Source organism: Corynebacterium sp. MSK004, assembly GCF_030232515.1.
GTDB classification, from domain to species: domain Bacteria; phylum Actinomycetota; class Actinomycetes; order Mycobacteriales; family Mycobacteriaceae; genus Corynebacterium; species Corynebacterium hesseae.
Genome location: NZ_JASPKB010000006.1, coordinates 48,732 through 67,838 on the forward strand (window position 1 = coordinate 48,732; position 19,107 = coordinate 67,838).

Annotated in this window: 17 protein-coding genes; 8 read left to right on the forward strand and 9 right to left on the reverse strand. The window is 58.1% G+C overall.

The genetic code is table 11. From position 1 onward, the window contains the following. Nucleotides 1-2: 2 nt before the first annotated feature. The gene (locus QP999_RS08270) at nt 3-1,346 is read right to left on the reverse strand and encodes an NAD(P)/FAD-dependent oxidoreductase (RefSeq protein WP_143335518.1); all 1,344 of its coding nucleotides are present in this window, start codon (nt 1,344-1,346) and stop codon (nt 3-5) included. Nucleotides 1,347-1,502: 156 nt separating this feature from the next. On the opposite strand from QP999_RS08270, the gene QP999_RS08275 reads away from it, so the two are divergent. The 6 genes from QP999_RS08275 (at nt 1,503) to QP999_RS08300 (ending at nt 8,332) form a co-directional block, all read left to right on the forward strand. Further along, entirely contained in the window at nt 1,503-2,825 is a 1,323-nt protein-coding gene (locus QP999_RS08275; RefSeq protein ID WP_284848061.1) for a class I SAM-dependent methyltransferase, read from the forward strand. 61 nt (nt 2,826-2,886) lie between these two features. Continuing rightward, nucleotides 2,887-3,606 (forward strand): glycerophosphodiester phosphodiesterase, encoded by a 720-nt coding sequence (locus QP999_RS08280; protein WP_144677137.1) that lies wholly within the window; start codon nt 2,887-2,889, stop codon nt 3,604-3,606. A gap of 238 nt (nt 3,607-3,844) precedes the next feature. After that, nucleotides 3,845-4,819, forward strand: a complete 975-nt coding sequence (locus QP999_RS08285; protein WP_070532765.1) for a carbohydrate ABC transporter permease — start codon at nt 3,845-3,847, stop codon at nt 4,817-4,819. Continuing rightward, entirely contained in the window at nt 4,820-5,791 is a 972-nt protein-coding gene (locus tag QP999_RS08290) for a carbohydrate ABC transporter permease (RefSeq protein ID WP_284848062.1), read from the forward strand. It begins immediately after the preceding gene. A 73-nt stretch (nt 5,792-5,864) separates the two neighbouring features. Beyond that, entirely contained in the window at nt 5,865-7,175 is a 1,311-nt protein-coding gene (locus QP999_RS08295; protein WP_193629919.1) for an ABC transporter substrate-binding protein, read from the forward strand. Between the two features lie 26 nt (nt 7,176-7,201). Further along, nucleotides 7,202-8,332: an ABC transporter ATP-binding protein gene (locus QP999_RS08300; protein ID WP_154736495.1), complete on the forward strand. Its 1,131-nt coding sequence runs from the start codon at nt 7,202-7,204 to the stop codon at nt 8,330-8,332. A gap of 68 nt (nt 8,333-8,400) precedes the next feature. Here the strand turns inward: QP999_RS08300 and QP999_RS08305 are convergent, their stop codons facing one another. Further along, the gene (locus QP999_RS08305; protein WP_284848063.1) at nt 8,401-11,322 is read right to left on the reverse strand and encodes an FAD-binding and (Fe-S)-binding domain-containing protein; all 2,922 of its coding nucleotides are present in this window, start codon (nt 11,320-11,322) and stop codon (nt 8,401-8,403) included. Between the two features lie 109 nt (nt 11,323-11,431). Here QP999_RS08305 and QP999_RS08310 point away from each other — a divergent pair, with 109 nt between their 5' ends. Then, a complete protein-coding gene (locus tag QP999_RS08310; protein WP_284848064.1) occupies nt 11,432-12,409 on the forward strand; it encodes a bile acid:sodium symporter family protein in 978 nt (325 codons plus the stop codon). A 337-nt stretch (nt 12,410-12,746) separates the two neighbouring features. Here the strand turns inward: QP999_RS08310 and QP999_RS08315 are convergent, their stop codons facing one another. The 4 genes from QP999_RS08315 to QP999_RS08330 all read right to left on the reverse strand — a co-directional run bounded on the left by QP999_RS08315 (nt 12,747) and on the right by QP999_RS08330 (nt 15,962). After that, nucleotides 12,747-14,117 (reverse strand): MFS transporter, encoded by a 1,371-nt coding sequence (locus QP999_RS08315; protein ID WP_284848065.1) that lies wholly within the window; start codon nt 14,115-14,117, stop codon nt 12,747-12,749. A gap of 603 nt (nt 14,118-14,720) precedes the next feature. Next, a complete protein-coding gene (locus QP999_RS08320) occupies nt 14,721-14,885 on the reverse strand; it encodes a hypothetical protein (RefSeq protein WP_168163001.1) in 165 nt (54 codons plus the stop codon). A 15-nt stretch (nt 14,886-14,900) separates the two neighbouring features. Next, nucleotides 14,901-15,599 carry a YceI family protein gene (locus QP999_RS08325; protein WP_070564614.1) on the reverse strand — a complete coding sequence of 233 codons (699 nt, stop codon included), beginning with the start codon at nt 15,597-15,599 and terminating at the stop codon, nt 14,901-14,903. Between the two features lie 3 nt (nt 15,600-15,602). Next, nucleotides 15,603-15,962 (reverse strand): hypothetical protein, encoded by a 360-nt coding sequence (locus tag QP999_RS08330; protein WP_070564611.1) that lies wholly within the window; start codon nt 15,960-15,962, stop codon nt 15,603-15,605. Between the two features lie 135 nt (nt 15,963-16,097). On the opposite strand from QP999_RS08330, the gene QP999_RS08335 reads away from it, so the two are divergent. Further along, entirely contained in the window at nt 16,098-16,481 is a 384-nt protein-coding gene (locus QP999_RS08335; RefSeq protein WP_010186588.1) for an RNA polymerase-binding protein RbpA, read from the forward strand. Nucleotides 16,482-16,584: 103 nt separating this feature from the next. On the opposite strand, the gene musI is transcribed toward QP999_RS08335, so the two are convergent. From musI to QP999_RS08350, 3 genes are read right to left on the reverse strand one after another with little or no spacing between them, the layout of a single operon-like run. Then, nucleotides 16,585-17,226 (reverse strand): ABC transport system MusEFGK2I component MusI, encoded by a 642-nt coding sequence (musI, locus tag QP999_RS08340; protein ID WP_284848066.1) that lies wholly within the window; start codon nt 17,224-17,226, stop codon nt 16,585-16,587. 26 nt (nt 17,227-17,252) lie between these two features. Further along, nucleotides 17,253-18,167 carry a carbohydrate ABC transporter permease gene (locus tag QP999_RS08345; RefSeq protein WP_284848067.1) on the reverse strand — a complete coding sequence of 305 codons (915 nt, stop codon included), beginning with the start codon at nt 18,165-18,167 and terminating at the stop codon, nt 17,253-17,255. Nucleotides 18,168-18,170: 3 nt separating this feature from the next. Beyond that, nucleotides 18,171-19,016 carry a carbohydrate ABC transporter permease gene (locus tag QP999_RS08350; RefSeq protein ID WP_193634324.1) on the reverse strand — a complete coding sequence of 282 codons (846 nt, stop codon included), beginning with the start codon at nt 19,014-19,016 and terminating at the stop codon, nt 18,171-18,173. Nucleotides 19,017-19,107: the final 91 nt, after the last annotated feature.

Sequence of the window (19,107 nt, forward strand, 5' to 3'; positions counted from 1 at the left end):
ACCTAGTGAAGGTCGCGGTCAATGACGTTGCGAGCGACGCGCTGCTGCTGGGTGATTTCCAGGTTGCCGCGGTCGCGCGAGAAGGCGTTGAGGATCCAGTGCAGCGCCACGAGGGTACGGCTGCGGAAGCCAACGATGTAGAAGATATGCAGGCCGAGCCAGGAGATCCACGCCGGGAAGCCAGCAAACTCGGTCTTGCCCAGCTTGACGACGGCGTTGAAGCGGGAAATAACGGCCATGGATCCCTTGTCAAAGTACTCGAACGGCTCGGTTTCGTTCGCGGTGGACTCTTCATCGATCTTGGCTTCGATGAGCTTGCCCACGTGGTTGCCGCCCTGGATGGCCACCTGGGCCACGCCCGGAAGGCGGTTGAGGGAAATCATGTCGCCGACGATGTAGACGTTCTTGTACTCGCCAACCGTGAGGTCCTCGTTGACGGAGACGCGGCCGGCACGGTCGGATTCCACGCCAGCCTGGTCAGCGATGACCTTGCCCAACGGGGAAGCGGCGACACCTGCGGACCAGATCTTGGTCGCGGCCTCGATGGTGACCTCTTCCTCGGTCTTCATGTTCTTGTAGGTGACGGCGTCAGCGGTGACGTCGGTAACCATGGCGTTGAGGCGCACGTCAACACCCAGCTTCTCCAGCGTGCGTTGAGCCTTGCGGCCGAGGCGCTTGCCAAACGGCGGAAGGACCTGCGGAGCGCCGTCCAAGAGGTAAATCTTGGCGGAGGAGGAACCGAAATTGGAGTATTCGCCAGCAAAGGTGCGCTGTGCCAGCTCGGCAATCTGGCCGGTCAGCTCAACGCCGGTCGGGCCAGCGCCCACGATGACGAAGGTCAGCAGCTTCTCGCGCTTTGCAGGATCCTCTTCCAGCTCCGCCTTCTCAAAAGCGGAGATAATGCGGGAGCGGATCTCTAGGGCATCATCCAGCGTCTTCATACCTGGGGCATACTCGGCGAAGTGGTCGTTGCCGAAGTAAGACTGGCCAGCGCCGGCTGCCACAATGAGGGAGTCGTAGCCGTAGGTACGAACAGCGCCATCGAGTTCCGCGGTGACGGTCTGATCCTTGATATTGACGTCGGTGACCTCACCGTTGACAAAGTTAACGTTGTCCTGGTGACGCAAGATCTGACGCGTAGACGGGGCGATTTCGCCGGCGGAAATGACGCCGGTGGCTACCTGGTAGAGCATCGGCTGGAAGAGGTGGTGGTTCTTCTTGTCGATGAGGGTGATCTCAACATCCGCGTCCTTGAGCTTCTTGACGGCGTTGATACCGCCGAAGCCGGCACCGATAACAACGACGTGGTGGCGGCCGTTACTAGGACGGTGGGGAGTTTGCGCCATGGTGTTTGATTACCTTCCTTAAGAAAGCCAGATTATTTTACCCGAGTCAGTCTAAACCTTTCTAGCGGTACATGCATACTTTATGGGTTATTAACTGGCTTTTTGGGCCGCGCCTCCACCCGCGCGGGCCCCGTTGGCTTTAGTCTGGGAGGACACATGCGTGCGATGAGGAAGGCTGACTTGAGCGTGTATCCCCACTTGGCTTCGATCGATGCTGCGGTGTGGCCCGGCGTGGCTACTGTCCCTTCACCGCGCCTACTGCGTATGAAAGCTGGCCGGGCTGAGGCGGAGTTCGCGCAGGCCTGTTCCAAGGCTGGGGTAGAGCTGGAAGGCGAAGACCCAGATGTAGCCGTGCTTCACGACGCCCTCTTTTCCCGCATCGCCGATTCGGGCTGGCTGGGGCTAGCCGAGTCTTATATGGCAGGCGAGTGGACGACTCCCGATTCAGAGCGCCTTGTCAAAGTCCTGACAAGGCTGGTGGGGGTAGGGTATCGGCCGAAGACCAAAGAGCTTGCCGTGGAGACATCGAGCCCTGGTGAACTGCCCCTTGACGTTGTGAAACTGTATGCAGGTGACTCGCTGAGCCATTCGGGCGGCATTTTTGCAAGTGGCGTACCCACTACGGTGCGCGAGGCGGTGCGCAGCTATAGCGCGCGTGCGGGCAGAAAGGAACCCAAAGAGCACTTCGTCGATGTAACCACGGTGACCGAGCCGGCAGCAACGGACCGTGAGGACTTAGGCGACGCACAGCGTCGCGCTGCGCAGTGGCTTCTCGACGCCACCCGCACCGGCGCCGGAACACACCTCCTGGTCTATCCAGCCACTGGACTGCAAGTAGCGGTTCAGGCGGTGGCCCGGCGCGCCACAGTGGACGTGCTTACGGGCGACACGGAGCAGAGGGCGCTTTTCGACGAGCAACTGCTTCTCGAAGGCGCCGCTGATTCGGTTCACGTGCAGGGGATAGAGACGGCCTTGCCCAACCCAAAGAAGTGGCGTGGGCGGTATGACGCGATAGTGAGCGTCGAAAAGCTGGAAACGCTTTCGCCGCCGGAACGCCGACGATACGTCGAGATGCTGGACCGCTCGCTGGTCAGCGGCGGGCGCCTAGCTTTAGCTTCGCTTTTCGCCACGGATGCGATGACCCCGGCTGCGCGTTCGGCGATTCAGGTTCTGCGTGCCTATATCTGGCCTGGTCTGGAATACCCGACGTTGGAGGAAACCCACAGGCTCTTCGATAAGCGCTCCAACCTGCGAATCATCGGGCAAACCCACACCGGAAGTCACTACCTCGAAACGCTTCGCTACCAGCGCAGCTTTTTCGATGGCCGCCACCGCGAAGCCGGGGCGGCTGGGTTCGATCAGGTCTTCCGACGCCTGTGGACCTTCCAATTTGCCCTGCGCGAGGCGTTGCTCAGCCTGGGCATGCTGGATGCCGTGCACGTGGTGGCGACCCACCGCCACCGCGGCGGCCGGCGTTAGCGGTCTACACTGGGGCGGCGCCAAACGTCACAATTCACTTTGCCGCCCGGAGGATAAGAGTATGTCGGAGTGCCCAGGAATTATCGCGCACCGAGGTTATAACGGCTGGTACCCCGAAAACACAGTCCGGTCCTTCGAAGAAGCCCTCAAGCTCGACGTGGCTGGTGTGGAGTGCGACCTCAACCTAACCAAAGACGGAGAAGTCGTAGTTATCCACGATCAGACGGTGGACAGGACGTCGGATGGCGCCGGCGCTGTTGGCGACATGACCCTAGAGGAGCTGCGCACACTCAATTTCGGTACCCACGGGGATCCGCAACGCATCATGCTTCTCGACGAACTCGTGGACCTCGTCATGTCTTACCCCGGAAAGCAGCTGCTCATAGAGACGAAGCATCCGTCTCCTTTTGGTGCACGCCTTGAGGAATCGGTAGCGGAAGTCCTACGCGGCCGACAGCTCGATGCCGACCCACGGTTTAGCCTGATCTCCTTCAACCCCGAAGCAATTGCTCGGTTTCGACACTTCTTGCCGTCCTTGCGGTCATTCCTTCTCCTTGAACCTGATGAGGGAGTCCCGGAAACGCTCGAGGGTGCAACGGGATTTGGGCCTTCGATTCACCAAGCGCGGAGGGACGCCGGCTTCTTTGTCGGTGTTGATGCCCCGTCCTACGTGTGGACGGTGAACCTGCCGAAGGACATGGAGTGGTGCCGCGAAAACGGAGTATCGCTCATGGCAACCGACCTGCCAGAGCTGGCAATCGACGTGCTTTCGCGCAGTTAGCCAGCGTTAGGCTACATCCTCATCTGATCCGTCATGGACCGAAATGGTCTATTTAAAGAGACGGCGGAGTTCTCTCATTATCGCGACGTGATGTGAGGTCTCCCATTGTGTTGCTTGTGATGTTCCCCACGTGCAGCATGGGTTTTCGAGTGCTCGGCTCCGGAAATTTTCCTGCTGTTTATCAAGTCAATACTTTCAATAAACTTTTTGATTACTGCCTTGGTCTAGTTTCTTCTGCATGGCAATTTCCACCCCGGCAAGCGGGCTAACGGCTGCGATCCCTGCAGTCACTGAGAAGCCGGTCGTCTCCGAGGACTTCGCGCGTCATCCACGCAAACGGAAGCTCGATTGGAAACAGATCGGTCTTGCGGCATTGCTCGTTGGCCCGAACCTTCTCCTTCTCGTTCTTTTCACTTATCGGCCGTTGGTCGATAACATTCGCATCTCTTTCTTTAACTGGAATATTTCATCGCCGACGATGACCTTTGTCGGTCTTCAGAACTACATCGACTGGTTCCAAGCACCGGATACCGGACGCGTGGTGTTCAACACTGTCGTTTTTACTTTCTTCGCGGTGGCCGGTTCGATGGTTTTGGGACTGGCTCTGGCATTGCTGCTGGACCAAAAGCTTTTTGGTCGCGCTGCGGTGCGTTCGATGGTCTTCGCTCCCTACGTCATCGCAGGTGCGGCGATTGGCGTGGCCTTCCAGTTTGTCTTTGATCCCAACTACGGCCTCATCCAATACTTCCTGGGGATCATCGGGGTCGATGTGCCGAACTTTTACCAACAACAGAATTGGGCGCTGTTCATGATTACGGTGACCTATATTTGGAAAAACGTAGGCTACGTCTTCGTTATCTATCTGGCTGCCTTGCAAGGACGGCGCCGTGATCTTGACGAAGCATCGGAGATTGACGGCACCCCGGCCGCGCGACACTTCTTCCGTGTGGTCCTGCCGCAGCTTCGCGGCACCACCTTCTTCTTGTTGATTACCGTGCTGCTCAATTCCTTCCAGGTCTTCGACATCATCAATGCGATGACCGGTGGTGGACCGTTCGGCTATGGAACTTCCACGATGGTCTTCCAGGTGTACCAGGAGACCTTCATCAACAACCGTGCCGGCTATGGCGCAGCAGTAGCTACCATCATGTTCCTCGTAGTGCTTGTCATTACGGTGCTGCAGATAAAGCTGCAGGAAAGGATGGATAAGTAAATGTCCGAAAGACGCGCAATTCCGGCTTCCGTCCAGGTAGGTCTCCCGCAAGCCAAAGGCGAACTGCCGCCCGTTCCTGGCTCCCAATCCCTCGCAGCGCCGGTCATTACTGATGCCCAGCGAAAGCGCAAAGGCGAGCCAATTGATCACAGTCATCCAGCGACGAAGGTCATCGGCTACATCGCCTTGGTACTGACAGTGCTGATGATTATGGTGCCGCTGTACTTTATTTTCATCACCAGCTTCAAGTCTTTCCAGGACGTGTATTCGGATCCAATTTCCTTCTGGCCTAATCCTTTCAAGGCGGAGAACTATTCCTACGTCTGGCAGACCTCTGGCTTCTCGAGCTACCTGAAAAACTCCGTCATCATCACTCTGATTCTGACGGTGGTAGAGGTAGTCCTCGGCGTTCTGACTGCCTATGCCTTCGCATTCATTCGTTTCCCCGGCCGAAACCTACTGTTCCTGATTATCATCGCCTCGCTGATGGTTCCCAACCAGATCACCATTATTTCGAACTACTCGCTGGTCGCGTCGTGGGGTTGGAGAGATACCTACGCTGGCGTCATCGTCCCATTGGCCGGCGTGGCGTTCGGTGCCTTCCTCATGCGCAATCACTTCCAATCATTGCCTCCGGAAATACTCGAGGCCTCTCGCATGGATGGAGCAGGATTCTTTACTACCTTGTTCCGAGTGGTCCTGCCGATGTCGTGGCCAACGCTGTCTGCGTTTGTCCTCATTACCGTGGTCAATGAATGGAACCAATACTTGTGGCCCTTCCTGATTACGGATACACCGGCTGCAGCCACGCTGCCGGTGGGCCTGACCCGCTTGCAGGATGCGGAAGGCGTTACAAACTGGGCGCCGGTGATGGCCGGCACGGTGTTGACAACCCTGCCCATGATCATCATCTTCCTCATACTCCAGAAGCCGATGATCAAGGGTTTGACTGCGGGCGCAGTCAAAGGCTAGTCCGTCTGCCTGCTTTCTCTATGCCCAACTCAATCAAGTCCCCAACTCTTCACCTCCAAAGGAGAACCTCCCCATGTCTCGTAAGACCACTACTCGCATCGTCGCTGCCTGCGCGGCACTACTGACCACCGTGTCCTTGACCGCTTGTGCAGGTGGATCGACCACCGCAAGCAACGGCTCGAAAGATGACGGCGATGCCAACACCATCACTTTCTGGTCCAATCACCCGGGATCCTCGCGCGACTTAGAGCAAGAGCTCATTGATGAGTTTGAGAAGGAAAACCCGGATCTCAAGGTTGAGCTGGTCACCGCGGGATCCAACTATGAGGAAGTTGCGCAGCGCTTCAATGCTGCCCTCGCAGGCGGCGACTTGCCTGACGTCCTCGTTGCATCCGACGTCACCTGGTTCAACTTCGCACTGAATGAGGCCACCACACCGCTCGATGAGCTGTGGGAGATGAACGACATTGACTCGGAGAGCTACGTCGATACCCTGCGTGAAGACTACAAGTACAAGGACAAGCACTACGGCGTGCCGTACTCCCGATCCACGAACCTGATGTACTGGAACACCGATGACCTCAAGGCAGCGGGGCTTCCTACCGATCGTGGCCCGAAGGACTGGGAAGAGTTCGACGAGTGGGCTACCAAGATCAAGGACAAGCTCAACAAGCCGGCCGTCACGGTTCCGGATGGTTCCAACTACCTCGACTGGTACTTCCAGGGCATGATTTGGGCCTTCGGTGGTTCTTACTCTGATGAGTGGGAACCGAACTTTACCTCGAAGGAGTCCATCGAGGCAGGTAAGTTCCTCCAGGACCAGGTCAAGGCAGGCCACATCGAAATCTCCACTGACCCGACCGTCGCATTCGGCTCCGGCAAGGCCTCTGGTCTGTTGGAGTCCACCGGTTCCTTGGGTGGCCTGAAGGAGACGGCAACGATTCCGTTCATCACCACTTACCTGCCGGGCCCTGGTCCATCGGCAGCCACCGGCGGTGCCGGACTGGCTGTGCCGGCTGGCATTTCTGACGAGCGCAAGGCTAACGCGGTTAAGTTCATTGACTTCCTGACTAACACCGAAAACACCATCAAGTTCTCCCAGAAGACGGGTTACATGCCGGTGCGCAAGGACGCCCTGGATGATCCGGAGGAGAAGAAGTTCTTGGAGGAGAACCCGAACGCGCAGACCGCTATCGAGCAGCTCAACGAGAACACCAAGCCGCAGGACTATGCTCGCGTCTTCGTACCAGGCGGCGGCCAGCGCATCGGTGGCGTTCTCGATCGCATCACCGTGGGCAATGAGGACGTGGAGACCGCATTCGGTGACCTTCAGAAGGAGACCCAGAGCGTTATCGACCGCGACATCACCCCGAAGCTCAAGTAACACTTCGGATAGTTTGAAAGGACACCATGGCTACAGTTGAATTCCGTCAAGCTTCCAGGATTTATGATCCGAAGAAGCCTCCGGCGGTTAGCCGCATAAACCTAGATATCAAGGACGGCGAGTTCCTAGTACTCGTCGGGCCTTCGGGCTGCGGCAAATCTACGACATTGCGCATGCTCGCTGGCCTTGAGCCAATCGACGAAGGGCAGATCTTCATCGACGGGGCTGACGTTACTGAAGCCCGCTCGCGGGATCGCGATGTAGCCATGGTGTTCCAATCCTATGCGCTGTACCCCAACATGACAGCGCGCCAGAACATGGCCTTTGCCTTGCAGAACGCCAAGGTGGATAAGGCAACCATCGAAAAGCGCGTGAATAATGCCGCGAAGATGTTGGAACTGGAAGACCTCATTGATCGCAAGCCTTCCGCGATGTCGGGCGGCCAGCGCCAGCGCGTGGCGATGGGACGCGCTATAGTTCGCCAGCCCAAGGTCTTTCTCATGGATGAGCCGCTGTCTAACTTGGATGCGAAGCTGCGTGTCTCCACACGTGCACAAATCCTGCAGCTGCAGCGCGAGCTCAATACCACCACGGTCTACGTCACCCACGACCAGACTGAAGCGATGACCATGGGGGACCGCGTGTGCGTTCTCAAACAAGGCATCATTCAGCAGGTCGACGCGCCGAACACGTTGTATGAGAATCCGGGTAACTCGTTCGTGGCGACGTTTATCGGTTCGCCGGCTATGACTCTCATCGACAACGTCCCCTTCGTCGACGGTCGCGTTGTCGGCGGCAAGGACCATGCTTTGGACTACTACATGCCGCCGGAGCAGGCCGCGAAGGTGGCATCGGATCGCGTCATCGTCGGCGTGCGCCCAGAGAACTGGGAAATCGTTGGCGTGAACCAACCCGGTGAGCAATATGGTCTACCAGTTCGGGTCGACATTGTGGAGCACCTTGGCTCCGAGCTGTACGTCTACGGCGGCTGGGAGGAATCGGCGGACGACGTCATCGCAGTCCGTGGTGACCGTATCTCAGTGAAGGTGCCCCGAGGCGTTGACGTGCGACAAGGCGACACGATTTACCTGCGCCCGATTAAGGGAGGTTGCGTGTTCTTCGCCCCAGACACCGAAATCAATTACGACTATCTCTAAGCTGCTTCCGCCACGACTGACGTGCCGGTGGCGGGGCTCCCACGAGGGGTGCCGCCACCGGCACGGTGCTATGGAGTGACGACCGGTCGAGACGCGCGCTCAAGGAGCACCGCAATAGAGTCATAGGTCTTGCCCGCAATCATCTCTAGACCCATCTCGCAGGTGCGGTTATCAGAGACGTACGCGTCGAAGTGTTCGGCGTCGAGAGAAGCGCGCTCCTCGCGGGTAGCGGACTCAACAAGCTCTGGGTGAAGCATGACGCGGTCGCCAGCGGAGCCACAGCACTGTGCCCCCTCAGGGATCTTGGCGTCACCGCAGAGGTTGGCCAAGTCAAGGAGGTCCTGGCTAATCCCCATGTGATTTGTGGAGCACGTCGGGTGGACGGCGATGCTGCCCATGCTCTTCACGATTGGCAGGTGTGGTGCAATTTCATCACGCAGCCACTCCACGACATCGAGGATCTTTAAGTCCTCCCAGAGCTCGCGGTCAGCGGGGGAGAGCACCTCGGGAACCGAATCGAGTAACCCGTGGGTGCAGCTGGCAGCATCGACCACGATAGGCAGGCGGCCGTGTTCCGACCAGTGCCAGAGGTCGCGAACGATCTTTTGAGCTTGGTATTCAAATCCCTCTTTGTAGCCCTTGGAGGACCATGGGGTGCCGCAGCAATCGCCCGCGACATCTTCGGGGATCCACACTGGCTGGCCAGCCCGGCGACCAAGCTCCACGATGGCGCGCGGCAGGTCTACGGAATCCTTGGCTGCCCCTGCTGGGTGGCCGAAGATGCGGTTAATACAGGCTGGGAAGTAGAGTGCGCCTGCGGCCTCGCGCGGCGTTTCCGGAAGACGCGATGCGGCCTTCGGTAGTGGGCCGGGGACGGTCGGCAGCAAGTCAGGTGCTACGACAGAGCGCGCCATGTTGGCGCCCAGCTCCAGAGGCTTGTGGGGGACCTTGTTGGCGGAGATGATGCCAGCGCGGGCGAGCTTTTCCACCAGCTCCCAGCGCTGTGCCGTCGAGAGCGCCACTTTCTCGCGAACAGGGGTTGCCTGCTGAGAACGTAGCTGCTTCATGACCGCACCGGTATCGATGCTGATCGGGCAGGGGATAGAGCACGTGCCGTCGGCCGCGCACATGTCGACGGCGTCGTACTGGTACTCCGCCTGCAGCTGCGCCAGGACTTCTGAGCCTTCTTTCTGTCGGGCCATCTCGCGGCGCAAGACGATGCGCTGGCGTGGGGTCACCGTGGCGTGGCGGGAGGGGCAGACAGGCTCGCAGAAGCCGCACTCCACGCAGGGGTTGATCTCACTTTCGACCTTGGGGAAGGACTTGAAGTTGCGCAGGTGAATGGTCTGGTCGCGCGTGAGTTTTACGTTCGGTGCGAGGATGCCCTTGGGATCGATCATGTTCTTGACTTCCCAGAAGAGCTCGAAGGCTTCCGTGCCCCACTCGTGCTCGAGGAAGGGTGCCATGTTGACGCCAGTGCCGTGCTCGGCCTTCATCGAGCCCTGGTACTTATCAATGACCAGCTCGGCCAAGTCATCCAAGAACGCGGCATAGGACTCGCGCTCCTCCTCGACATCAAACCGCGGGGTGAAGAAGAAGTGCAGGTTGCCAAAGGCAGCGTGCCCCATAACCGATTCCGGGTAGCCGTACTTGGCCTGCAAGTCCAACAGGTCCGCTGCAGCTTCGCCGACCTGGGAGGGTGGGAAGCAGACATCCTCGGTGATGTATGCCGTGCCATTCGGGCGATCCGCACCCAGCAGCCCGTACAGGCCATTGCGTAGCTCCCAGGCGCCGCGCATACCTTCTGCGGTGGTGAGGAATTCGAGGGGGCGCAGTAGTGGGGCGTCGGCAAGCACGGCGCGCAGGCGTTCCATGGCCTTGTCCAGGTCTGCCTCGTCGCTGCCGCCGACCTCCACGAGGAGTGCTGCGGCGTCATCGTCGAGGTTGCGCCAGGACTCCGGGGCGTGCGTATAGTGCTCGGCGGAGCGGCGCATCACCGGGGCAACTAAGAGCTCGCAGGCCTCCGCGCCGGTCTCCATGATGGGGTGCACGTAGTTGGCCGCATCGCGGAGATTGGGCAGCTCGACCCATGTCGTGGCCTTCACGCGCGGTAGCTTCACCGTGCGGATGATGGATTCGGTGATGGCGCCGAAGATGCCCTCGGAGCCGATGAGGAGGCGCTTGAGGATGTGCACGGGCTCGTCCTCGTCAAGGAAAGCATCGATGCGCAGGCCGTTGGTGTTGCGAATGGAGAACTTGGTGCGCAGGAACTCCACCATCTCGGTGTTGGCGCGTAGCTTGTCGCGGAAGGACAGCAGATCGGCGTGGAGCTTTGGCTCCTGCCTGCGGAAGGCCTCATCACCCCGCGAGGTATCCACGATGGTGCCGGAAGGCAAGACGAAGATCAGCTCTTCGATGCTGTGGTAGCTGTCGCGTTCCAAGGAGCAGCGCATGCCGCCGGAGTTATCCGCCAACGCGCCACCGATGGTGCACACGGACGTTGAACCCGGGTCTGGTCCGAGCATGAAACCATGACGGGAAAGTACTGCCTGGGCATCTCCCAAGATGACGCCCGGGCGCGACCACAGCTTGCGGCCTTCCTCGCGTACTTCCATGCCGCCGAAGTGGGTTTTGACATCGACGAGGATGTCGTCGCCCATTGCTTGTCCGTTGAGCGAGGTTCCTGCCGCGCGGAAGGTCATGTGGCGATCGTGGGTATCGCAATATTTCATCAAGGCAGACAGGTCGGCCGCGTTGCGTGGGGAGACCACGATGTTGGGGATTGAGCGGTACGGGCCGGCATCGGAGGAGAAGCGCACGAGGTCGCTGAGACGTCCGTGCACGTTCTCCGCGCCGACAATGGCCTCCATGTCAGCGAGGAGCTCGGCGGGGGAGCCGTTCTTGTAGCGTGCGGGGACGGCGTCGGCCTGGCTCGTGGTACCGGTTGGGCGTGAGAAACGAGAGGAATCGGGGCTTAATAGCTTGGACATGTCTCTAATCTATCGCTTGACAGTAAATCTGGGTCAAACAGGGTACGTGAGGTTCATCATATGAGATACTCAATTCATCTAGTGAGACACCTTCTGGAAAGGAAACATCGTGACGAACCCACACACAGAGGGGGAGACCGGCGAGAAACTCGCCGTGTATATCTTCCCCATCGTCATCATTGCCTGCGCTTTTGTCGCTTTCATGAGCTCCAACACCTTTGAACCGATAGGGCAGTACACCTCGCAATTGCTGATGGTCATCATGTTCTCGATGGGTCTGACCTTGACCATTCCGGACCTGGCGCTCGTGGCGAAGCGTCCGTTGCCCATCTTCTTGGGTGTTATCTGCCAATTTGCCATCATGCCGACCAGCGCCGTACTCGTGGCAAAACTGCTGGGGCTTTCCGACGCCGCCACCGTCGGCCTCATCCTCCTCGGCTCTGTCCCCGGCGGTACCGCATCCAACGTCATGGCTTACCTAGCCAAGGGTGATGTGGCACTGTCAGTGGCGATGACCTCGGTGTCGACCCTCGTCTCACCGATTATGACGCCTTTGCTCATGCTGTGGCTGGCGGGGGAGAACGCTGAGGTCGACGGCGCCGGCATGATGTGGTCGCTGGTTCAGACAGTGCTCATTCCTGTAGGGCTCGGGCTTCTCTTGCGCGTTATTGCCAGCAAGGCAGTGGACAAGGTCCTGCCGGCGTTGCCATGGGTAGCTATTGCCGGCATCGGAGGCGTGGTCATGGCTGTGGTGTCGAAGTCTCAGGACAAGCTCGTCACCGTTGGCCTGGTCGTCTTCGCAGGTGTGGCCATTCAGAACCTCATCGGCTTCCTTTTGGGCTATTACTCGGCGAAGCTTGCCCGTCAACGCGAGGCGGCGGCGCGTACTACGGCAATCGAGGTGGCAACACAGAACTCCGGATTGGCTTCGGCCTTGGCGCTGCAGTTCTTTACCCCGGAGGCGGCGCTGCCGGGTGTCGTGGCCGCGGTGTGGGCCAATGTCACCGGAGCGATTTTCGCCGCCATCGTGCGTCGCAAGCCCATTGTCGACGAGCCCCAGACCGAGCGGGCGACCGTTGCTGCGTAGTTAGCAGGCGCCTCTCTCACAAAGCAGCGTCTCATGGGCGGCTAGAAACTACTGTGCTAGCCGCCCTTTCCATTTGTCCAGACCTGAAAGTGCAGCACGCTGGGCGTCGCCAAGCACTGCCCGGATGCTTGGCGACGAACACCTACAGGTATGCACTTCCTGGTCTGTACTTTTGGAAGCAGTGGCGCATTGCTCCCACGATTGGATCCCCCAATCGGTGTCTTTCGGGACGGCGCTGCCGGGGCCAAGCCGCCGACGGAACCGAAACCAAAATCTCCCCGACCTTTGGTGTGTAACACCAGAAGAAGTCGGGGAGAAGTATGTGGGTTAAGACCGGCTAAACCTGCGAGAGGTCATGGTCCTTCAGCTCCTGCATCATGATGATTGCGATGAGAGAGATGAAGCAGACGATGATGAGATAGTATCCCACATAATTCACGTTATAGGAGCTGACCAGCCACGTTGCGATGAAAGGTGCTACTGCAGCACCAAGGATGGATGAGACGTTGTACGCGATGCCGGAACCGGTGTAGCGCACGTTGGTGGGGAAGAGCTCTGGGAGGACAGCGGACATAGGGCCGAAGATGAGTCCCATGATGAACATGCCGACGACGAGGAATCCGAGGACCGAGTTTCGGTCAGCGTTGTCGATGCCGAGGAAGAAGGGGAAGCTAAAGCCGAAGGCAATCATGATGAGCGAGGTTACGGTCAAGATTGGCTTGCGCCCGTACTTGTCCGAAAGCATCGAGGATACGGGAATGCCGATCATGAACATGAAGATGGAGATCAATTGGATCTCCAAGAACTCCAGGTAAGGGATTCCCAGGCCTAGTTCCTTGGTCTTATCGCCAATGCCGTAGGAGAGAATCCAGGTGGTGACCAGGTAGAACAGCGTGTAGCAAGAGACCATGACGAAGGTGCCAATGATCATTGGCTTCCAGGCGATGCGGAATGCTTCCACCATAGGGGTCTTGACCTTCTTGCCTTCGTCAACGGCCTGCTGGAAGACGGGCGTTTCTTCTAAGCGCAGGCGAACATAGAGGCCGATGAGAACCATGACCGCAGACGCGAGGAAGGGCAGGCGCCAGCCCCATTCCATGAAGGTGCCGGTGGTGTCACCGCGTGAGTAATCCATGGTGGCAACCAAGGTTAGGAAAAAGCCGTTAGCTAAGAAGAAGCCGAAAGGTGCGCCAAATTGTGGCCACATGGCAGCAGAAGCGCGCTTGCCTTCCTCAGCGGTTTCGGAGGCCAACAGTGCTGCGCCGGACCATTCGCCGCCCAAGCCTAAGCCTTGGCAGAAACGCATCAGGGCCAGCAAGGCTGGGGCGATGATGCCTGCGGTCTGGTACGTGGGCAGGATACCGATGATGAAGGTGGCGATGCCCATTGTCAGGAGCGCGCCGACGAGCGTGGCTTTGCGGCCGACGCGATCGCCAAAGTGTCCGAAGAGCAACGACCCCAGCGGCCTCGCGATGAAGGCCAGGCCGAAAGTGGCGAAGGACTGGAGCAGGGCGACGGTGGGATCCTCGGTCTTCGGGAAAAAGAGAAAAGGAAAGACGGCTACGGCTGCCGTGGCATAAATATAGAAGTCGTAGAACTCGATGGTCGTGCCAATGGTCGAAGCCACGGCAATACGAACACGATCACGTTTGGTGAGTCGCTGTGTTGTGCCCGCTGGCTTTGGCAGCGTGGTGTTGACGGCGGTCATGTGAGAGGCGCCCTCCTTGAAAATTTCAATAGCTTGATTGGTTATGGAGGAAACACTACCGTCTCACCGGTTGAAATGAAAGTCTCATTGAGTGAAAAATTCAATGTGCGTTACTAGTGGTCGAAAGCTGGGGAGTGGAAGCGTCTTTAAAATGACATAATGTACATTATCGGACAACCACTTATGCACTGGGTGGAGGGGGATCTTTCCTTCAGGGCCGCCCGGTTCCGAGTTTGTTCCTTGACTGTACTGTCTCGACTCACTCATGGACGCTCATGATTCCGCCCCCGGTCGCAACGCGTGCAGTTGGCGGCCGCCTAGCGAGTGGTTTCTGGGCTGCGTGTCGTATCGGCGTTGCCGATTCTGTGTTGGGCAATTCTTCGTGGCCGCAAGGTTCCTTTGCTTGCTACCTTCCGGATGTCCCTTTTGCGCGCCACTCCTTGTTTTGTGGATAAGGACTCGTGCGCGGGGTTGCTATAGTTGGCGGCCGCTTACCTTCATCTGTGCCTCCCTGTTGGCTGCTTAGCGGGCGGCCCAAATTGCCATTAAATAGTCACAGTTACGTAATTGGGGTATGTTTCTGTGCATGGTCAAGCGTCAGTTTTAGCGCTGACGGTAGGCGATCACCAGCTGCACGATGGTAAGAGCTACGAGTACCGCCGAGAAGGCAGCGAGGAGCTTCATCTCCTGCAACCAAATGAAGATGCCAAACCCTACGAGCACGACGAGCCGTACCCACAGGATTGGAATGAGGCGTTGGGAATTCATGAAGAACAGTGAATCTTACTTCTCAAAGGTGACGCGGACGTTGATCTCGCCAGTTTCGGAGATCCGCGCGGCGATCATTTCAGGAGTCTCAATACCGAAATCGAGGCGGTTAATCGGGATGTCGCCACCCAAGATGATGGTGTCGCCATCGCGGACCACCTGAAAATCCTGGCTCACGCTCTTGGTCTGGCCGTGGATGGTGAGATCACCTGTGAGTGGGACGGTGACTACTGAGCCGTCGTCAGGCACGGCGGAGACGTCTGCGGGCTCAGTCAATGTGAAGGTAGACTCTGGATACTTTGTGACCTCAAAGAGCTTTGTTTTCATGTTCTGGTCGCGCACCTTCTTGTCCGTGGTCAGGCTCGCCATGTCCACGGCGATGTGCGCCTTCTCAACGGTGCCGTCCTTGATGATGGCCTGGCCGGTGACATGCTTGGTTGAGCCCGATGTCGTGCGCTTATCGGCTGGGAGGATCTCATCGATAGTAAAACCTGCCGAGGTGTGGTTATATGCCGTACCTTGCGCCACGTGCCATTCGCCATCGACGTTGGTAGTAGCGGCCTGGACCTTATCCGCATTGATGGGCTCGGTTTTGACACCACGGCCCATGATCAAGGAAAACACGAGTGGTCCTAGGGCCAGCGCTGTCGAGGCCACAATCAGGATCACGAAGATACTAACGATCAGTTTGCGGTTGCCTAATAGGGATTTCATGTACTATCTCAATTCCTCAAGCTTTCGAGCCAGTGCGACCAGTTCAGCACACAGCTGTTCCATCTCTTCAGCGCTGGCGCTTTCCGACGCCGCCGTAGCAACATCCTCAGCGCAACACCGCAGCTCAAAAAGGCCGTCGCGGAGACGATCAGCCTTCTCTGGAGTTAGGATGACGGCATCCGCGGGAATGGGCGTTCCCACCACGTTATGACGCTGCTCGTAGGCTCGCTGCTTGCAGGATGGCGAGCAGAACTTGCGTGGCCTACCCCGGCCGCCCTGCGCGATTTCCTTGCCACACCACTGGCAGGTTGCCGGGCTGCGCCTTGGCGGTGTGCCGGGCTGCGGATCCTGTGTACCAATCACCTCAATCACCTTAGCCCATTAACCCGAGGGTGGGAACAAAGGCAAGGGGCCATTCGTTATAATGATAGATCTTTGGATGATATAGGTCGACCCTGATCCCTTTCCTACCTCAACACTTGAAAAGGATGATGTTGCATGGCAGATCGCGTACTCCGTGGCAGCCGCATGGGCGCAGTGAGCTACGAAACCGACCGCGACCACGACTTGGCCCCGCGCCAGATGGTGAAGTACCGCACCGAAGACGGCGACATCTACGAGGTGCCCTTCGCTGACGATGCGGAGATTCCCGAGGAGTGGATGTGCAAGAACGGTAAGCTCGGCACTCTGGTTGAGGGCGAAGGCGTAGAGTCCAAGCCCGTGAAGCCGCCGCGGACCCACTGGGACATGCTGCGCGAGCGTCGCTCCATTGAGGAGCTGGATGAACTCTTGACGGAGCGCATTGAGAATCTGCGTTCGCGACGTCGAGCGGCGGCACGCCTCCTCAAGGAGCAGAAGGCGCAGGAAGAAGGAGAGGCCTAGCAGCCTTTGCGCGCCGCATAGAATTCTCAAGGGTAGTGAATCCACGAGGAAGTGGATACCACTACCCTATTTTTCGTTATGGGCCCAGCTTGCCCGCAGCGCCTTATGCGGCGCTGCCATCGGGAGAATCGGAATTGAGTTCGGGCCATTGTAGCGCCAACTCAGCGAGATAGACTGCGAGGGCCGGACCGAGCACAACGAGAAAGAACAGGTAGCCTCCCCACTGCGCAGGGAAAAAGAGTGGGTACAGTACCAGCAGTGCCCAAGGGCACACTGCTAAAAGCGTACGCGGAAGGTGCGCTACCGCCTTCATCATGGCCGTTGTGCACCGTTGACTAAACCTCAACCCTGGCGCATCGAGGTGGAAGAACCAAACACTAATGCAGCTTATGACAATGAGGCCTGAGACCAGCGCAGCGCGAAGCACTACGCCCATCGTCCCGAGCTCAGCCTTTGCGATAATGGCGAATTCATAGGCGGCCAAGGCGCCTACGGCGAGGCAAATGAGCCACCATGTAGTGTTTACCCCGGGACGCGTCAAAAGGCCCCGAACGAAGGCCGAGCCGCGGCGGGAACCTTCTTCGCGAACCATCTGACCAGTCACCGCGTGAGCGGTGCGTAGGGACATTCCCCCAGTGAATACGGGAAAGCACGTGATAACCAGGAGAACGTTAACGATGACGAGGTCAGCGAAGAGGCTCAGAGCAGCATAGAACTTCGATTCGGGGCCGAGCATGCGGTTCATGGTTTTCTAACCTACCGCACTGCGGATTAGCCCTTGACAGCGCCAGCAGCAACACCCTCGATGATGTGCTTCTGCGTGGAGAAGTAGAAGATGACGATAGGAATAATGGCCAGAACCAGCATCGCCATCATGGCGCCCATATCGCGGTTACCGTTGGAGCCGACGAAGGACTGGATGACTACCGGGATGGTCTTGTAGCGGGTGGAAAGGCCGATGACCAGGTACGGCAGCAGGTAGTCGTTCCATACCCACATGGCATTGAGAATGGCCACGGTAATGGCAGTCGGCTTAAGCATAGGCCACACCACGCGGAAGTAGTTCTGGAGCGGGCCGCAGCCGTCGATCATCGCGGCTTCCTCGACGTCCAAGGGGATGGACTTGACGAATCCAGCAAACATGAACACCGATAGACCGGAACCGAAACCGAGGTAGAGCACCACGATGCCGATCGGGTTGTTGAGGTGGAGCATGTCTGCAATCTTGACCGTCGGGAACATAACCATCTGGAAGGGGATGATCATGGACACCACGAAGAGGTAGTACAGAAGGTTCGTCCACCAGGTCTTAACGCGCGTGATGTAGTAGGCGGTCATCGCGGAGAAAAACACGATGACAATCACGGAGAGAATCGTAATGACGAAGGACCACAAGGTCGCTTCAAGGAAGCCCTGCTTGGTCAAGCCCACCATGAAATTCTCGAAACCGACCCAGGTTTCACCGATGGGTAGGGAGAAAGGATCGGATGAGATAGCGAACTTGGACTTAAAGGAGTTGATGAAGATGAAGAGGATCGGGCCAAGGAACACGATGGTAAAGAACACCAGGATGGCGTAGACCACGAACTTGGCGCCGCCGGACATCCTGGTCTGGTTGTCCGTAGGACGCTGGTGATCCTTCTTCTTCGGGGCCGGTGCGGCCTGCGCTGAAGTACTGGTAGTCATGACTTAAGCCTCGATTTCCTTGGAGCGGGTCGCGCGCAACTGGAAGTACGCGATGACGACCACGACGACGACGAAGATGACGGCCTTGGCCTGCCCCACGCCCTCGACGTTCATACGGTTGAACAGCGTGTTGACGATGTTGAGGGCGACCATCTCGGTTTGTCCGCCAGGTGCACCGTTGGTCAGTGCAAGGTTTTGGTCGAAGAGTTTGAAGGAATTCGACAAGGTTAGGAAGAGACAAATGGTGATTGACGGCATGACCATCGGGATGGTGACGTGGCGCAGCATTTCCCACTTGTTGACACCATCGAGCTCAGCGGCCTCGAGAAGCTCCGGAGGGACATTTTGTAGACCGGCGATGTAAATAATCATCATGTAGCCGATGAGCTGCCAGTTAAGCAGCATGATGAGGCCGGCATAGCCGAACTTCCAGTCCGCACTAATCGTCGTGGCATAGTGCGAAAGCACGGCGTTGATCATGGTCTGCCAGGTATAGCCCAGCACGATGCCGCCGATAAGGTTGGGCATAAAGAAGACCGTGCGGAAAAAGTTAGTGCCGCGGAGTTTGCGGGTCAGCATCCACGCCAAAAGGAAGGCGAAGATGTTGACTGTGATCACGGAGACGATGACCACGAGGACGGTGAAACCGAAGGCCGAGATGAAACCTTCGCGTTGGGAGAAAGCTTTGACGTAGTTGTCTATGCCAACCCACTTGGCGTTGGTGATAGTGGTGAACTTCGTGAAGGAGAGGAAGAAACCCACGATGAACGGCACCAAGAAGGCAATCATGAATGCCAGAAGGGTGGGCAAGACAAAGACTGGGAAGTACTTCTTCAGCGTTGCTTGCATGGTGGTGAAACCTTCATTTCAGGTGGTGCCACACGTTTCCCAGCGGGACGGCGACGAGGAGAGGAGGCTGAGGATGTGGAGTAACCGCTCG

What these genes read in the sequence shown, in the direction of transcription:
- QP999_RS08270 (WP_143335518.1), bottom strand. Translation starts at nt 1,346, where the DNA reads ATGGCGCAAACTCCCCACCGTCCTAGTAACGGCCGCCACCACGTCGTT.
- QP999_RS08275 (WP_284848061.1), top strand. Translation starts at nt 1,503, where the DNA reads ATGCGTGCGATGAGGAAGGCTGACTTGAGCGTGTATCCCCACTTGGCT.
- QP999_RS08280 (WP_144677137.1), top strand. Translation starts at nt 2,887, where the DNA reads ATGTCGGAGTGCCCAGGAATTATCGCGCACCGAGGTTATAACGGCTGG.
- QP999_RS08285 (WP_070532765.1), top strand. Translation starts at nt 3,845, where the DNA reads ATGGCAATTTCCACCCCGGCAAGCGGGCTAACGGCTGCGATCCCTGCA.
- QP999_RS08290 (WP_284848062.1), top strand. Translation starts at nt 4,820, where the DNA reads ATGTCCGAAAGACGCGCAATTCCGGCTTCCGTCCAGGTAGGTCTCCCG.
- QP999_RS08295 (WP_193629919.1), top strand. Translation starts at nt 5,865, where the DNA reads ATGTCTCGTAAGACCACTACTCGCATCGTCGCTGCCTGCGCGGCACTA.
- QP999_RS08300 (WP_154736495.1), top strand. Translation starts at nt 7,202, where the DNA reads ATGGCTACAGTTGAATTCCGTCAAGCTTCCAGGATTTATGATCCGAAG.
- QP999_RS08305 (WP_284848063.1), bottom strand. Translation starts at nt 11,322, where the DNA reads ATGTCCAAGCTATTAAGCCCCGATTCCTCTCGTTTCTCACGCCCAACC.
- QP999_RS08315 (WP_284848065.1), bottom strand. Translation starts at nt 14,117, where the DNA reads ATGACCGCCGTCAACACCACGCTGCCAAAGCCAGCGGGCACAACACAG.
- QP999_RS08320 (WP_168163001.1), bottom strand. Translation starts at nt 14,885, where the DNA reads ATGAATTCCCAACGCCTCATTCCAATCCTGTGGGTACGGCTCGTCGTG.
- QP999_RS08325 (WP_070564614.1), bottom strand. Translation starts at nt 15,599, where the DNA reads ATGAAATCCCTATTAGGCAACCGCAAACTGATCGTTAGTATCTTCGTG.
- QP999_RS08335 (WP_010186588.1), top strand. Translation starts at nt 16,098, where the DNA reads ATGGCAGATCGCGTACTCCGTGGCAGCCGCATGGGCGCAGTGAGCTAC.
- musI (WP_284848066.1), bottom strand. Translation starts at nt 17,226, where the DNA reads ATGAACCGCATGCTCGGCCCCGAATCGAAGTTCTATGCTGCTCTGAGC.
- QP999_RS08345 (WP_284848067.1), bottom strand. Translation starts at nt 18,167, where the DNA reads ATGACTACCAGTACTTCAGCGCAGGCCGCACCGGCCCCGAAGAAGAAG.
- QP999_RS08350 (WP_193634324.1), bottom strand. Translation starts at nt 19,016, where the DNA reads ATGCAAGCAACGCTGAAGAAGTACTTCCCAGTCTTTGTCTTGCCCACC.